General features: G+C 46.3%; 9 protein-coding genes. 7 read left to right on the forward strand and 2 right to left on the reverse strand.

Going from position 1 to position 16,987, the window contains the following annotated elements; genetic code table 11:
* The first annotated feature begins 854 nt into the window (after positions 1–854).
* The 4 genes from RID53_RS24720 (at position 855) to RID53_RS24735 (ending at position 6,460) form a co-directional block, all read left to right on the forward strand.
* A complete protein-coding gene (locus RID53_RS24720) occupies positions 855–1,250 on the forward strand; it encodes a hypothetical protein (RefSeq protein WP_446390613.1) in 396 nt (131 codons plus the stop codon).
* Positions 1,251–1,289: 39 nt separating this feature from the next.
* Complete coding sequence (locus tag RID53_RS24725; RefSeq protein WP_446390614.1) at positions 1,290–3,242, forward strand: RAMP superfamily CRISPR-associated protein; 1,953 nt, start codon at positions 1,290–1,292, stop codon at positions 3,240–3,242.
* Positions 3,243–4,176: 934 nt separating this feature from the next.
* Positions 4,177–4,929 carry a hypothetical protein gene (locus RID53_RS24730; RefSeq protein ID WP_446390615.1) on the forward strand — a complete coding sequence of 251 codons (753 nt, stop codon included), beginning with the start codon at positions 4,177–4,179 and terminating at the stop codon, positions 4,927–4,929.
* A gap of 550 nt (positions 4,930–5,479) precedes the next feature.
* Positions 5,480–6,460, forward strand: coding sequence for a hypothetical protein (locus tag RID53_RS24735; protein WP_446390616.1), 981 nt, complete (start codon positions 5,480–5,482; stop codon positions 6,458–6,460).
* Positions 6,461–6,608: 148 nt separating this feature from the next.
* Here the strand turns inward: RID53_RS24735 and RID53_RS24740 are convergent, their stop codons facing one another.
* Both RID53_RS24740 and RID53_RS24745 read right to left on the reverse strand, forming a co-directional pair.
* Positions 6,609–8,252, reverse strand: a complete 1,644-nt coding sequence (locus tag RID53_RS24740) for a CPBP family glutamic-type intramembrane protease (protein ID WP_446390617.1) — start codon at positions 8,250–8,252, stop codon at positions 6,609–6,611.
* Positions 8,253–8,283: 31 nt separating this feature from the next.
* On the reverse strand, positions 8,284–8,472 hold the full coding sequence (locus RID53_RS24745) for a hypothetical protein (RefSeq protein WP_446390618.1): 189 nt from the start codon (positions 8,470–8,472) through the stop codon (positions 8,284–8,286).
* Between the two features lie 164 nt (positions 8,473–8,636).
* Between RID53_RS24745 and RID53_RS24750 the strand changes: the two genes are divergently transcribed.
* The 3 genes from RID53_RS24750 to RID53_RS24760 all read left to right on the forward strand — a co-directional run bounded on the left by RID53_RS24750 (position 8,637) and on the right by RID53_RS24760 (position 16,933).
* The gene (locus tag RID53_RS24750; RefSeq protein WP_446390619.1) at positions 8,637–9,989 is read left to right on the forward strand and encodes a histidine phosphatase family protein; all 1,353 of its coding nucleotides are present in this window, start codon (positions 8,637–8,639) and stop codon (positions 9,987–9,989) included.
* Between the two features lie 157 nt (positions 9,990–10,146).
* Positions 10,147–10,902, forward strand: a complete 756-nt coding sequence (locus tag RID53_RS24755; RefSeq protein WP_446390640.1) for a Uma2 family endonuclease — start codon at positions 10,147–10,149, stop codon at positions 10,900–10,902.
* 229 nt (positions 10,903–11,131) lie between these two features.
* The gene (locus RID53_RS24760) at positions 11,132–16,933 is read left to right on the forward strand and encodes a GAF domain-containing protein (RefSeq protein WP_446390620.1); all 5,802 of its coding nucleotides are present in this window, start codon (positions 11,132–11,134) and stop codon (positions 16,931–16,933) included.
* Positions 16,934–16,987 lie beyond the last annotated feature (54 nt).

Here is a 16,987-nt window from a genome sequence, read left to right on the forward strand (position 1 = left end):
GGAATAGGGAATGGGGAATAGTAAGGAATGTCTTACAGCAGGTTGCGTTAGTCTATTTACAAATCAATTGGCTGAAAAACTGCTAAAAGCCCTATATAATCAGTGTTTCTCTCCCCTATTGCCTATTGCCTATTGCCTATTGCCCAGCGCGAAGCGCTATAACTTACCAAGGTAGCTGCTATATAAAGGACAAATGACCAATGACAAATGACAAATGACCAATGACAACCGACGCTCAAGCCAAATGGCTGAAAGGCTGATTCTTTGTTGTGAGCGTCGGTCGCTTTTCCTGTAAGGGTTTCAGCGATTTTTTCGGTCGGGTTTGTCGGATTTTTTCGGTCAATATTGGTGAGCGTCGGAAAGTGCCTCTAGACCTCAAGCAGGGCAAGGGTTTAAGATGGGGCTATCCCCACTCGCTGGGGAAACTATTGGAATGGAAACTACAGCAGCCAGAATACTCCCGTTTTGCCAGCTCGAATCCCCACTCGCTGGGGAAACTATTGGAATGGAAACCAGCCCAAGGCGTAAGAGACACGCTGATCTGACATCAGTCCCCACTCGCTGGGGAAAGTATTGAACTAAAAACCCCCCACCAGCACTCAAGCTAATGGGGGGTTTTTGCGACTTCCAGAAAATAAATGATTTCAGACAATGACAAATCAAGAAAAAAGAAGGTAATTTAATACAATAGATAAATTGAATATAAGTTGTTGAGAATTCCTTAAGCTATCATGCATTTAAATTGGGTATTAGTAGCGAGCAAGATTCTCGCACAAGGACTTCGTCATTGTTGACATTCAACTTTAAATGCCGAACAGCTTATTCTCTGTCCCCCTATTTCCTCTTACGAAACCATGTCCTTTACCACATTTGACCCACGCACCCTAGCGACTCCCGTTTACGAGGCGTTGACTCAATTGAAATTGCAACCCAATCAGAACGAGATTCGCCTCAAAGAACAGAAGAATCAAGCCGTTGAACTCTATACCTACCTCTCAACCTGGGGTATGATGCGTCTCAAGGCAGAGGAAAACGCCCTGAATCAGGAGGGAAAAAAACAAGTTGTTAAACTATTCTTCGAGTGTTTACAGATACTGTCTTTCCAGGAAAACCTTGCCGGAGAACAGGGATTGACTGTGTTAAAAAACCTAACAACTGACGAATACTTAGGCTTAACTGGGTTAGGATTAGCCGTAGCACAAGAGTTTAGTTTCTGGGCAAGTGCGGTTTATCACGATATTTCCGGGTAATCGTGAGAGTCACCTACTCAACCAGCAACTTAAAAGCTTATGATACCCAATCGACCCAAAAAACCCCAACCACCCAAACCGCGTCCACAGAAACCGAAGAAAAAGATTACAGGGGGTCGTCATCAACCGCCCCTAGGCACAGAAAAAACCGGGACAGAAAACCCACCGCCTTCTCCGTGGTTAAACCCCGATTGTAAACCCAATCCCGCAACGGATGCCAGTTTTATTGAATATTTGCGCTGGATGCGGGAACCCGATAGGGAGTATAAAGACCCGACAAAAGTTCAGATTCTGCAAATGGCACAGGAGGGAGCAAAGCATTATTCAGCACGTTTAACTCAACTGAACAAACGCACCGAATTAATTGCCAGTCAGACCTTTTTGGTTCAATGTCCCTGGCGAATTCGAGTCGGCGGACACCGGGGACCAGAGAGTATTTTATTACCTGCCTTTGATGCCTTGGGTATGCCTTATATTCCCTCCTCTACCCTGCGGGGGGTGACGCGGAATCAGGCGATTCGTCAAGTGATGGCAGAGACAGGACTGGATTGGAAACAGGTAGAAAACCATGAAACCATTGCCTGTTATTTTGGTTCCCTAACCCCAGAAAACCAGGCTCACCATGCCGGAAAGATTGTGTTTCTCGATGCCTATCCCTTACCCAATCAATCGGAATTGGTTGCAATGGATATGGCAAATAATATTTGGACATGGGATAATCATTCTCCCACGTATAGTCCCAATCCCAACCCCTTTTTATCCCTCAAAGCACCCACATTTTTAATCGGGTTACGCCTAGCAAGTGGCTGTCATGACTCTCAACTCTTGGTTCAGGTACAAGAGTGGTTAATTGCCGGATTTGGATTAGGAATTGGTTCTCAGGTCAATACTGGATACGGCAAATTAATTCACCCTGAAACAGCTACGCCTAACCATGAGTTTTTCCGGGTCAAGTTTACCTTAGAAGGGCAACTAATTCACGGACGGCAAAACTTTATCCCCTGGAAATTCCATCCTCGTCGTCAGCAGTGGCAAATGCAGGGACGCGCCGATGCTGAGGTGCGTCCGGTGGCGTTTAAGTCGATGCTGCGCTACTGGTTTCGCACGTTGGTGTTGGGGGTATCGACACCGTCTCAGGTGCAAGACTGGGAAGCAAAACTCTTTGGTGCAATTAACCCTAAGCCACAACAGGGATGGTTGAAAGTTGGTCTACTCAAGGGTCAGGTAACTCAGAGAGAACCCCATCGGAATCATAATCATGGCTGCGGCGAACAAGAGGGTATTTTCACGCTGGAATTTTCTCAGGAAGCACCAACCGTTCAGCGACAAGCCTTTGCGGAAACAGGTGAGAGTGATCTGACGAATTTAGGTCAATCTCTAACCTGGCTAACCTTTCACTTGGGAAGTCTGGGTCAAGGCGCTAGGCGTCCTTGTTATTCTCGCACCAATCCACCGTTATATCGGGGTTCAACGTTCATCCCAGAGAGGAGGGATGAGTTTTGGTTGCTTCCGGATACAATTGAGGAGTTCCAGCGATTATTTCAGGAACGGTTACAGAGGTTTTACTCAGCACTCTGCCAATTATTTGAGGCTGAAACGATTAATCCGCAATCGCTAATTTCTGCGGGTTACGTGAGTAATCACCAATGGGTTGAAGCGGTTGATGCGAACGGCAAAATTGTTGTGGTTCGTGGGAACAAAATGAGTAAAAAACCGTATGCGTTAGAAATCTTGCTCGAGTTCTTCCATGAGTTGGAAACTCAGAAACGTTACCGAGATGCTAAGAGTTTATGTGGTGGTGTTAAAACGGATAAGTACAAAATTGGTGGGCAAGAATTTACGCGGAAAGCGACGCCTTCACCGATATGGATTGTTGATTTAGGGGATTATCAAGTGGTAACGATATTTGGCGCGACTCGCAATCCGCGTCAAGAGTATTTGAGACGGTTGCAGCGTGAATGTCAACAGTTGCTTTGTTTAGTTAATCGGTAATAAGCAGTGGTCTGTCAACCCTAAATTGATGGGTTGCGACTGACGCGGAGATGGGGAGATGGAGAGACGCGGAGTCTGGGCTTGAATTACCGCAGTTTTCAAGTTAGTAGACTACAGACGATGATTGCGCTGAAAAGCAAGCCGATACAATTTTGTATTCCATAAACGTGAAAAGCGCCGTAAATTCCTTTTGGGAATTTGCCATCATCTGAAATCATTTATTTTCTGGAAGTTGCAAAAACCCCCCATTAGCCTGAGTGCTGATGGGAGGTTTCCATTCCAATAGTTTCCCCAGCGAGTGGGGACAGCCTCATCTTAAACCCTTGCCCTGTCTGAGGTCTAGAGGCACTTTCCGACGCTCACCAATTTTGACCGAAAAAATCCGAAAAATCTCCCTAGAAAAATCGCTGAAACCATTACAAACAAAGTCCTATTTTAGCTGTGCCAAGCTATATATGTAGTGGCGTGGTACACCTTATTTGATGATTAGAATTACGCCCGGAAACCGTAGGGGCGCATGGCGTGCGCCCGATTAAATGGTAAGATTGATTCCACAATTTTAGCTGTGTCAGTCCGCCATCGTGTGTTATCGCTTGCGTAACGCACCTTAACCAAGATATAGCACTACGCACTCTAGTTAGGACATATAGTGTTTTCAGATGATTCGTGTACAGCCAAAGCACTGAAAGCCTTACTGGGCAAGGGTTGCTTGTTTAGATTTCAAATGTAAACACTATATCAAGAAAAATTAAAATCGCTCAATCTTTTGTAAGGTAGAGACGTAGCATAAGGAGTCTCTACATTTCACTATTCCCCATCCCCGCGTCTCTCCATCCCCGCGTCCCGGTGTCTCCTCCCCACCACAAGACTTATTCAACCACCCCTAAATAATGATAAGTTGAGAGTAACGCACGATCTTGCCGCCGTAACTGATATGCCAGACTTCTCATACTTCTCCCTGATTGTGGCGCAAACCCCTCCAACCCCGACATCATCTCCTGATTTAGAGTTAATTAAACAGCAGATGGAGTTTCTCAAAGATGCCAATAGCCAGTTAACAGAAAGTTTTAATGCATTTATTGGCACCTTGAATTTAGCCTTTGTCCTCATGGGAATATTTCTAGGGATTTTAGGCATTGTTGGCACATTCTTCTACGGAAAAACCCTCAACGACATCAAGCAATCCGTTGATAACATGGTTGACCAAGAAGTGAATCGAATTGTGTCACAAACAATTCGCGCCAAGGTGGATTATCTCCAAAAAGTGCTAGAACGGGAAGAAGTGATTGGCTGGATAACTATAGATTATCTCTTACCTACCAATCAACGTGTGCGACCGCCCCAAGAATTCAAACTGCTGCAAAAACGGGGATTTCAGGATGTAAAAATCCACTACCAAATCCCAGCCAGCCGTCGCCGTAGTCTGGATATTTTAGTCTTAGATTTAGTCAATCATCAACTACCGGACTCAGAAATTGTCACCGTTGTCAATCAGGTAATCGACAATTTAGCACCAACATCTATTTTAATCGTTTATGTCAGCGGTATCTCCCCAGCCATTGACGAATTCAAAAAGAGTAATAAATTCGAGTATTACACCGTTGCAAATAACCGCATCACCCTGATCAGTGCAGCCGTGAATTGCGCTTACGTTGCTGATGCGTTACGTCAGGGAGATGATCTGTGATGGAGAGGGGGAGACACGGGGACGCGGAGAGGGGAGACGCGGAGAGGGGGAGACGCGGAGAGGGGAGACGCGGAGAGGGGGAGACGCGGAGAGGGGAGACGCGGAGAGGGGGAGACGCGGAGACGCGGGGACGCGGTGATAAAAGGAACCCGTTAAAGTAACTTTGACAGTCGGCTAGTCAGCTTGGGGTGAGAATGGTTTCTTTGCCAAACATTCATCGGAAAATTCACCACCATTCTGCCTTTTAGACAAGTCGCGATCGCGCCTACTATATTTTGTCCTATTTATTCTATCTAAGGATTGAATACCGATAGAGTTTTGATTAAATAATACACCTCCCCGTTAACAGCGGTGGGTTACGGCGGATTGTTCATTGAATGGCTATCGCTTCGGTTTAAATTCCGCCTAACCCACCCTACGTTTTTGAGATCCAAGTATTTACTCCTAGTCTCTTTTTTTTTGAGACAAAGGGGTTGTTGTTTTAGATATTTTGTTATAACATTGTTACAAGTAACCAATACACCCAACCAAACACAAGGAGAAGAACCAAATGAAACCGTTCCCCCCTCAATTTCACAAATCCCCGACCGCTGAAACGACAGCCCAGCAAGCGTTATCGGAATTTGGAATGACCCAACTCCTCTCTCTAATCAAGCACTACCGCGACATTGACTTCGATGCATCGCAAATGCACCTAACCGATGCTGAAGTGAATGCGATCGCGAAACTATTTATCCAGGAGTTGACGCGAAGCATCGACGGAAAACTCATCGCTGGCGCCTTAAACGCCCTGCGTAATGGTGAGGAGATGGAGACTCAAAACTTAGTTGGGGCGGGTTTAGTTATATCTGGGGAAAAAAGAAACGATAATAGTGAAACCCGCCCCTACACACAATTCAACACTTTGCCAATTCCTACTCCTCGTTACCAAGAAGGCGATCGCGTTGAGTGGAAAACAAATCAAACAGACTGGGGCGTAATTTTGGGACGCTTTTATGACTACAACCACCATCACAATCAGTGGATGGTTTACTACATCATCCAACTCGCCCCCGATTCTCCCAGTGCAGCATGGGTAACCACGGATACGGCGTCTGAAGCGGATTTAGAAAAAATGCCGGATACCGTTGAACCAACCGAAGAGAATAACAACCCCTACCGTTATCCCACCCATTTTACTGGCGCGATCGCATCCCCATCTGTGCGTAGTTCAACTGGACGCTATAATCCCCGTCGCCGACACAATCTCCGCCCGATCAACCAGCGGGAAAAATACATTATTGACCTTTATTGTTACTGTGAATTAGGGATGACGCCAAGGCAGTTTTATAGCAAATGGAATGTCACGTATGAACAACTGTCTCATATCTGTTCCCGTTCCCTGGGGACAGTGCAGTGTTGGTTCAAACGAGGTAAAGGATACTACCCCCCTCAACCCGTGGATTTGCGCCATCTGGCAATCTTGGATTTTTTGTTAGAGCATTTTGAAGAGATACCCCAATCCCTGATCAACCTGCTGTGTTCGCCTTGAGAATCTATCACGTTTCAGGGCGCACGATAAGCGATGTCATTTGTCATTTGTTGATTGTTCATTGTTCATTGTTCATTAGTAATCCTCTTCCCCCTCTCCCCATCTTCCCCTCTCCCCCTCTCCGCGTCTCCCCCTCTCCGCGTCTCCCTCAACTTCCACCACTGCCTAAAATGACTAAACTCAATAATGTTCCACTATTCCAGAGACTGTGAACAATCATGGGCGCCAGCAGATTGCGCGATCGCGTGTACACGATTCCTAATACAATGCCTAATGTGGCTAAGGGGAGGACTTCTGACAAACTCAGGTGCGCGATCGCAAAGACGAGACTACTGGTGACAATTGCTCCCCAAACAGGCATATAGCGGGTTAACGACGGTAATAAAAACCCTCGGAACATGAATTCCTCAAATAGGGGTGCAGCAATGCAAGCCGTGCTAAAAAATATCACGATAGCAACTGTATCCTGTCCTTCTAGAACTAGAGAAAGAATCGGATTACTCCCCCCTTGTCCCTGCCATAATTTCTGATTCAGGAGTGAGACTAAAATGACCAGGGGAAGCGCCACAAGATAGCCACCTAATCCAAAAATAATCCCTTTTTTGCGGAATTTAATCCGAAACCAATCCTCTGGCAAGGGTAAAAAATCCTTGATCGAAAGGTAAAGGACTCCCAATCCTCCAGCCGCTAGCACAATGTAAGTCATTAAAACATAGAATGCCTGCATTCTTACCGTAAAACTAGCCGGATTCAGATTGAACAAGCCCAGGAAAAGTGGCAGGATAAAAATAGGAAGGAGGATTTGACCGATAAAGAAAAAGCCCAGAATCAAGACTTGCCAAATCATTTCTCCATCCCAAGGCGTATCCCAAGGCATAGTGCTGTTGGTGGCGAGGAGCGATCGCTCTCCCTGAAGTAACCACTGACCCAGCAAAAATAGCAAAAGTCCCACCCCAATCAGACCGCCAATTCCGGGAATGGCACTAATTAGAGTTAACTTAACTAAAGCTTGTTTGGCTCTCTCTTTTTCTTGAGCTTGTAAGGATACTAAGGCATCTTGACGCTGTTGCAATTGATAAAGCTGGAACAATGCCCGATACTGGAACCAGCTATCTAAATTTTGTTGAATTTTTGACTCCGCATCGGGTAAAATTCGAGGCGGATCACTCCAAAGACCTGCTAATATGGCGGCAGTTTTGGCGGATGGCGTCGTTGCTGGAGCGGTACTTTCCACAGTTTCTTGCTCAATCAACTCATTCCACGTCTGAATCGCCATCTCTGTTCTACCCTGTTGAGCTTGCAGCAGTCCCAACCGCACATTCAGTTCATCAATAAGTTGTTCTGTCTGAGATAATGACTTTTGCAACTGCTTTCGCTGCTGAGAGGTCATCGGAGCCTCATCAATGGGAGCGATTTGCATTTGCGGTTTAGCCAGCTCATCACCGATAGATGTTGTCACATCTGGGTTTGAGGAAACTTGATCCAGTTTGGCAATAATTTTTGATTGAGTCGTCTGCGCGGTTTCCAGGACTTGTTCATATTGCTCTTGTGCATTTTCAAACGGATTATCACCGAGTAATGCATTCCGCGCCGCCGTTAAATCCTCTTCTCCTTGTGTTGCTAAACTCTGACCTTCGGCAGCATGGAGTAATAAATTGGTTTGGTAAAGTTCTAAGCGACTTTGAATTTGAGGCTGACCCCAGCTTTCAACCAAAGAAAGGCTGACTTGTAAGAGTACCGCCACCGTCAGAACGGCTAAAATTAACCGTTTAATCACTAACCCAGTATTCATGAACCCCCCAAAAAAAGTAATCAGTCATAAGTTATAAATAATAAGTCATAAGTTCTAACGTTATAAAAAAATATTTAGTAACAAAGCTCACTGTTTTTGTTTCAGATGTAATCTGTCGCATTCTGGCTTTTCCGGGGAAGTCTTGAAACCCTGTTAATAAGGAAGATACACAGGAAAAATTAATCTCTTCCCCATCTTCCCCTGCTCCCAGACGCGCCATGGCGCGTCTCTACATTGCTTCCCCAGCTTCCTCGCCTTTTTGTCCAGCAGGTGGGCGGTTACACTGAAAATGACCCTGATCTTTGAAGATGCCCCAAGGATGCTACCAGCATTTGGGTTAATCTGACTACTATTCATAAAATTGGTCACATAGGAGCAAAAGGATTGACTACTCGCGTCATTATTGTACGGCACGGTCAGAGCAGCTATAATGCCCAGCAACTCATTCAAGGACGCTGTGATGAGTCCGTGTTAACCGAAAAAGGGGCTGATGATGCCCGTAAGGTGGGGGCTGCCCTCAGTCGCTTGACCCTTGATGCTGTCTATTGCTCTCCTCTCCAACGAGCGAAGCAGACCGCAGAGGTCATTCTACCTTATTTATCTGGCTCACCCCCTCTCCAACCATCAGAAAACCTGATGGAAGTTGATTTACCCTTGTGGGAAAAAGTGGCTAAATCCGACGCCCGGACAAAATTCCCGGAAGATTATCGGTGCTGGAAAGAACGTCCGGAAGATTTCTATATGGAAATCACTACATCGGAGGGAACCCGGAAGCATTTTCCTGTCTTGGCACTTTATCAACAAGCGCAGCAATTCTGGCAAGAGATTCTACCTCGCCACCAAGGTGGCACAATTTTAATCGTGGCACACAATGGCATCAATCGCTGTTTGATTAGTAGCGCCTTGGGTATTTCTCCTGCCCGTTACCAGTCCGTCTTACAATCCAACTGTTGCATTAATGTTCTGAATTTTACGGGGGGTTGGGGTGAACCTGTGCAATTAGAGTCTCTCAATCAAACCTCTCATGTCGGTACGCCGTTACCGACACCTCGCCCCAGTAATCGGGGGTTGCGTCTGCTGCTGGTACGTCACGGGGAAACCGAGTGGAATCGCGTCTCCCGCTTCCAAGGCGGTATTGATGTGCCGTTAAATGAAAATGGACGCCAACAGGGACAGCAGGTGGCTGAGTTTCTTAAGGATATCCCGATTGATTTTGCCGTGACCAGTCCGATGTTACGTCCCAAGGAAACGGCTGAATTAATTCTTCAGTATCACAGTGGTATTACGCTAGAACTTGAAGATAAGTTTCGCGAAATCAATCATGGACTGTGGGAGGGGAAATTAGAGTCAGAAATAAATCAGGAATACGCCGATTTATTGCATCAATGGAAAGTCGCTCCCGCGACGGTACAAATGCCCAATGGTGAAAATTTAAACCAAGTTTGGGAGAGAGCTACAGCCGCTTGGGATAGGATGATTCAGGTCAAAGCTGGAATGGCTGAGTCTGAACTAAAAACAGGTTTAGTTGTGGCACACGATGCGATTAATAAAGTGATCCTTTGCCATGTTTTGGGATTGAGTTCAGAATCATTCTGGAGTATTAAACAAGGGAATGGTGGTGTGAGTGTGATTGAATATAGTCAAGGGTTAGAGAAATTACCTGTCGTCCAGGCGATGAATATTACGACTCACCTTTCTGGAGATATTTTCGACCGAACGGCAGCAGGGGCGTTATAGCAGTAGACACATCGATTAGGACTTTCGGCACTATTGTAGAGACGTTGCATGCAACGTCTCTACATATTGGTGGAAATAAACTCAATCCTGTTAAGTGAGATAAATAATCCTCACAGCCTGACAAATGACAAATGACAAATGACAAATGACAAAAACCATGTTTCAAACCAATCCGCCTCAAGACCCGAAAAAAGTTTTGCCTACAATGTACGATCTCAAGAGCGAAGACCCAGAGGAACCCGGTTTGCCTGACAAATATCATTTACTACAAGCGCGTTTCCTTGAAGATACCTTCTGTCCTCCTAACTACCCAACGGATCGCATTTTTGTTGCCAGCGATTTGAATCTTTACTACAATCCGCGCCAGACCAATTGGTACAAACGCCCCGACTGGTTTGCTGTAGTGGGGGTTGATAGACTCTATGAACAACGAGATTTACGAATGAGCTATGTGGTGTGGCAAGAAGAAGTGAATCCCTTTGTCGTGGTAGAACTGATTTCACCGGGTACTGAAAAAGAAGACTTGGGGCAAACGCTGCGGGAAGCAAATCAGCCACCGACAAAGTGGGAAGTCTATGAACGTATTTTGCGCGTTCCCTATTACATCGTGTTTAATGGTCGCACGAACCAGCTAAGAGCGTTTCAGTTAATGGGTAGTCGCTACACCGAGTTAGACGTTAGTGAACCGCGTGTGTGGATGAACGATATTCAGCTAGGGTTAGGACTGTGGCAGGGTTTCTATGGGGAATGCGATCGCACCTGGTTACGTTGGTATGATGCACAAAGCAACTGGATTTTGACTCCCTCAGAACGAGAAAGACAAGGAGTTGAACGAGAAAGGCGACGGGTAGCAAGATTGGTAGAACAATTGAGATCGCTTGGTGTTGAACCGGATTTAGATTTGGAGGGTTAAGTATAACCAATGACAAAAGTTAAGAAAAAATAAGTTCTCACCTCTGGAGAAGAGGCTGCGGATTGCGGCAAAGTTTGGCAGTATAAAGAATAGGTATCTGCTGCTAGTGCAGTGTGACGGAAATAACCCCACAGTTAATCACCAGGAGAGAGAAAAAGGATATAACCCTAAACATTACAGCCTTGGAGTCTGTTTGTCCCAGCTACAGCCTGCGCCCTACCCAATTATTATGCAGCCTGACACCACCGCCACTACCTTCCCTGCTTTAGAGCATTTTATTGACTATCATCCCCTTACGATTGAGGCTCAAGCAACTCTAGTTGAAGCGATCGCTCTGTTAAATCAAGGACAATCCTTGTCGGCGTACCAATCGGGACAAATTACCAAAGAACCGGAACGTTCACATCGCATCGTCTTGGTGACCGAAAACTCGGCGTTGATCGGGATAGTGACAACGCGACAACTGATTGAACTAATGCTGGCTGGGGTGAATTTTCAGGACACCCAGGTGGCTGATGTGATGATGCGATCGCCAATTACTTTAACCCTCTGTGAGTCCTGTCATCTGTTTACTGCATTATCCTTTTTCGAGAGCTATTCGATTGATCATCTCCCGGTTTTGGATAAGGCAGGTAAATGTATTGGATTAATCACAGAAAATAGTATTTGTCAAGGGCTACCTGAGCTAAATTTACTTAAGTCGCAATCGGTGGCGGCGACAATGACGACTCCGGCGCTAAAGGTTTCGTTGACGACTTCTATTCTGGACGTGGCACAACAGCTAATTAAGACTCAGGAAACTTGTGCTGTATTGATTCAGGAAAGGGGAATCGGGGATGAAACCAATGGGAGAACGTTTAAACAGAGTGCGATCGCGTCGCCTTTATCCTCAGTGTCTGCCCATTCCTTACCTGTAGGACTAATTACACAACAGGATTTAATCCACTGTTTACAGCTCTCTGTCTTTGGACTTGACTTGTCAAAAACACCCGTGTCTATGGTGATAAAAAAACCGCTGTTGAGTCTCCATCCGGATGATTCCCTAAAACAGGGACTCGAACAGATGCGGCAAGTTGGGCAAATCCCTCAATTAGTCTACCAATCTCCGGAAAATTTCCTCGGCATTTTCACCGCAACGGACATCATTAAAGCGCTGAATCCTCTGGCGCTGCTGAATCAAGTTGAACAATTACAGCAAACAATTAATCAACAAGCCAACCAACTGAAGCAAACCCTGAATGACTTAAGCCAAGCCGAAACGACGTTGGAAACAAGCCATCAGCGTTTGCAGTTGATTCAGACAATAGCCAGCAATCCCACATTGAACGGGAGTGACTGGCAAAGAGAATTCAGTGAGTTGACACAAGCCCCCTCAGCATCTCCTTGTCTTCCCTCCTCGTCGTTGGTGGAAACCCCAAGCGATAAAACCATGGAGCCACCTCAGGTTGCCCATATTGTCAAAACCGCAACAGAACGGCTGGAATTAATCCTCCGCGCCTCCCAGGATGGATTTTGGGACTGGAATATGATTACTGGGGACATTTATTTCTCTCCCCGATGGAAAGAAATGTTGGGTTACGCCGATTGGGAATTGCCGAATGAATTGGCGTCTTGGGAGAAGGTGATTTTTGACGAGGATCGGATTGCCGCGTTAAAACTGATTGAAGATTATAACAGGGGCAAGGTTTCTCGTTTCCAAGCCGTCCAACGCTTCCATCATAAAAACGGCTCAACCGTTTATATTTTGTCCCGGGCGATTCACCAAAAAGATGCCGCCGATCGAGTAATCCGCATGGTGGGAACTCATACCGATATTACCGATCGCAAACAAGCCGAGGCAAGCCTACAAGCTGAATATTCCTTTAAAACCCAACTGATCGAACGGATGGGAGAAGGCGTCTGTGTCTGTCATAGTATTGACACCTATCCCTATATCCGCTTCACAGTTTGGAATCAGCAGATGGTAAAGATTACTGGGTATACCGTTGAGGAAATTAACCGTCGAGGCTGGTATCAAACATTCTATCCCGATCCGAAACAACGCAGCCAAGCCGTTAAGCGAATTGCTCAAATGCAACGGGGGGAGGATTTAGTCGGTGAGAAATGGGATATCGTTCGGGCGGATGGTAGCCACCGTATTTTATCGATCTCCACATCCAGAATTGAAACCTCAGAGCATCAGACTCATATCTTAGCCTTGATTCAAGATGTGACTGAACGCTTGCACTCGGAAACCGCGTCGCAGCAACAAGCCGAACGGGAGCGGTTAATTCGCTCCATCGCGCTGCGGATTCATCAGTCGTTGGAGTTGGAGAATATTCTCAATACCACGGTGACGGAAGTGCGACAGTTCCTGCAAACGGATCGGGTGTTAATTTATCGCTTCAATCCCGATTGGAGTGGCGTCGTCGCCGTGGAGTCGGTGGAATCAGACACGTTATCCGTTTTGGGACAAACCATTTATGACCCCTGCTTTGGCGAGAAATCAGCGATACGTTACCAACAGGGTTATATTCATACCGTGGAGGATATTTACACGGCAGATATTTTACCCTGTTATCGCGACTTTTTAGCCGATCTTCAGGTCAGGGCAAACCTAGTCGTACCGATTCTACAGGGACAAAAATTGTGGGGGTTACTGATTGCCCACCATTGTCATCGTCCTCGCCATTGGCAAACCGTTGATATTGATCTGCTTCAGCAACTAGCCACCCAAGTCGCGATCGCGATTCAACAGTCTGAATTATATCAGCAGTTATCCACTGAACTGGCTGAACGCAAACAGGCGGAAACCGCCCTCCGACAGCAAGCTGAACGAGAACGATTAATTAGTGCGATCGCCCGTCGCATTCGCCAATCGTTACACTTGACTGAGATTCTGAACACGACGGTAACGGAGGTGCGGCACTTCCTGGAAACGGATCGGGTGTTAATTTACCGTTTCAATCCCGACTGGAGTGGCGTAGTCGAAGTCGAGTCTGTCGCCGTGAAAGAGTTATCAGTATTGGGGCGCACGATTTTTGATCCCTGCTTTGGTGAGAAGTCGGCGGTGCGTTACCAAAAGGGTGATATTCACACGCTGGAGGATATCCACACGGCTAATCTGGAGTCCTGTTATCGTAACTTTCTTGCCGATTTACAGGTAAGGGCAAATTTAGTCGTACCGATTATACAGGGACAAAAATTGTGGGGTTTACTGATTGCCCACCACTGTAATCAGCCGAGACATTGGCAGCCTCAAGAGACAGAGTTACTGGTACAACTTGCCACGCAAGTCGCCATTGCGGTACAGCAATCGGAACTCTATCAACAAGCCCAGGCGGATTTAAGCGAACGCAAACAAGCAGAAACTGCCTTACAACAGCAACTCCAGCGCTCATTACTGCTCAAACAAATCACCCAAGACATTCGCCAAAGTTTAGACGCCCAACAAATTTTTCAAACTACTGCTACTCAAATTGGTCAAGCCTTTCGCGTCAACCGTTGCGTCATTCATACCTACGTCGCTTCCCCTGCACCCCAAATCCCGTTTGTTGCCGAATATTTAGAACCGGGTTACTCATCCATCCTGAATGTGAAGATTCCGGTGGCAAACAATCCTCATATTCAACAGGTATTAGCCGCCGATCGCGCGATCGCCTCTAACAACGTTTACGACGAGCCTTTGTTACAAAATGCCACGGGAATGTGTGACCAGGTGAACCTGAAATCCATGTTAGTCGTTCGCACCTCGTATAAGGAAAAACCCAATGGGGTGATTTGTCTGCATCAGTGTGATCAGTTTCGTCAATGGAGTAATGATGAAATTGAATTACTCGAAGCCGTTGCCGATCAAGTGGGAATTGCCCTTGCCCAAGCTGAACTCCTGGAACAAGAAAAGCACCAACGACAACAGTTAGCCGAACAAAACGTGGCGATGGAAAAAGCCAAACAGATCGCCGAAGCCGCCAACCGCGCCAAAAGCGACTTTCTGGCAACCATGAGTCATGAAATTCGCACGCCGATGAATGCAGTGATTGGCATGACGGGATTGCTGTTGGATACCCAACTGAGTCATGAACAAGCTGAATTTGCCGAAACAATCCGCAACAGTGGCGAAGCCCTGCTGACGATTATTAATGATATCCTCGACTTCTCTAAAATTGAGTCCGGCAAATTGGAGTTGGAGGAACAACCGTTTAATCTGCGAACCTGTATTGAAGAATCTCTAGATCTGCTAACGCCAAAAGCCGCAGAAAAGGGCATAGAACTGGCGTATCTGTTTGATCCTCATACCCCCAACACGATTCGCGGCGATATTACCCGACTGCGGCAAATTCTGGTTAATTTACTGAGTAATGCCCTCAAGTTTACTCATAAGGGAGAAGTGACGGTTTCGGTGTCCTCTAAGCGGGTAAGTCCCCAGTCATTAGACCACCTTTCTCACCTAAATTATAAGGAACAACAGTATGAAATTTTGTTTGCAGTTAAAGATACAGGGATTGGCATTCCCCCGGATCGCTTAGATCGTTTATTTAAAGCCTTTAGTCAAGTCGATTCCTCCACCAGTCGCCACTATGGGGGTACAGGATTAGGGTTGGTCATATCCAAGCGATTAAGTGAAATGATGGGGGGTAGAATTTGGGTAGAAAGTGAAGTAGGGAAGGGTTCAATCTTTTACTTCACGATTGTTGCCCCAGTCTGTCACATTGATAATCTCAGTAATTTGGATCTCCGGCAACCTCAGCTTGAAGGCAAGCGGATGTTAATTGTGGATGATAATGCCACTAATCGCCGCATTTTAACTCTACAAGGTCAATCCTGGGGCGTGCTGACCCGTGCGGCTGAGTCGGGGGAGCAGGCATTAGACTGGCTACAGCAAGGTGAGACATTTGACTTAGCGATTCTGGATATGCACATGCCGGGAATGGATGGGGTTAATCTCGCCTCACAGATACGCCGACAGCCAGATGGTCAAGAGATTCCCTTGGTTATGTTAACCTCAATCGGCAAGCCAGAAAACAGTGGTCAACTGGATGAAGCCAAGTTTGCGGCGTTTCTGACTAAGCCGATTAAGCAGTCTCAACTCTACAATGTGCTGATGGATGTATTAGTCGGTCAACCGGTGAAAGTGCGGTCAACCTGTGAGATTTCACCGACGATTGATCCGTATATGGGTGCAAATATACCATTGCGGATTCTGTTGGCGGAGGATAATGTGGTTAACCAGCAAGTGGGATTGCATATTCTGGGGCGCATGGGGTATCGGGCGGATGTAGCCGCCAATGGCTTAGAAGTCCTCGAAGCATTGCACCGCCAGTCTTATGATGTGGTATTAATGGATGTGCAAATGCCGGAAATGGATGGTTTGAAAGCAACTCAGCGCATTTGTCAGGAATGGTCACCGGAAAACCGTCCTTATATTATCGCAATGACGGCTAATGCCATGCGAGGCGATCGCGAAACCTGTTTGCAGGCAGGTATGGATGATTATATCAGCAAGCCGATTCGGGTTGAGGAACTGGTGCGATCGTTGCAGGGCGTGCCAAAAAAGGTACAGGAAACTCGGACTCCCCAGAAGGCAGAAGCCAGAGGGCAGAGGCTCCAAGCAAAGAAGCAAGGGAGCAAGGTACAAGGAAATAATAACGGTTTAGACGAACATGATGTGATTGATGACCAAGCTTTTCAACAACTGTGCGATATGGTCAAAGATGATCAAGTCTTAATCCAAGTGATTGATAGCTTTTTGGACGAAGGCGCTCAATTGTTGGGAGTAATGAACCAAGCACTGGATTCACAGAAAACGGATACATTGTCACCTGAGACGCTAACCACTTGTCAACAGGCGGCTCACAGTCTCAAATCTACCAGTGGTACGGTTGGTGCGATTCACCTTTCTGAACTGTGTAAGCAGTTAGAGAAGGTAGATATTAATGAAACGGACAATCCACTGGCATTAACGACTCATCTATTAACACAAATTGATCAGGAGTATGAACAGGTAAAGGTGGCGTTAAAAAGCAAACGTCAGCAATTGAAGGAGAAGTGTTGATTGTGTAGGGGCGGATTTAGGGACTTTAGTGTAGCTATAGATGATAACGTTTAT

Origin of the sequence: Coleofasciculus sp. B1-GNL1-01, assembly GCF_040220235.1 — a bacterium.
Taxonomy (GTDB): domain Bacteria; phylum Cyanobacteriota; class Cyanobacteriia; order Cyanobacteriales; family Coleofasciculaceae; genus Coleofasciculus.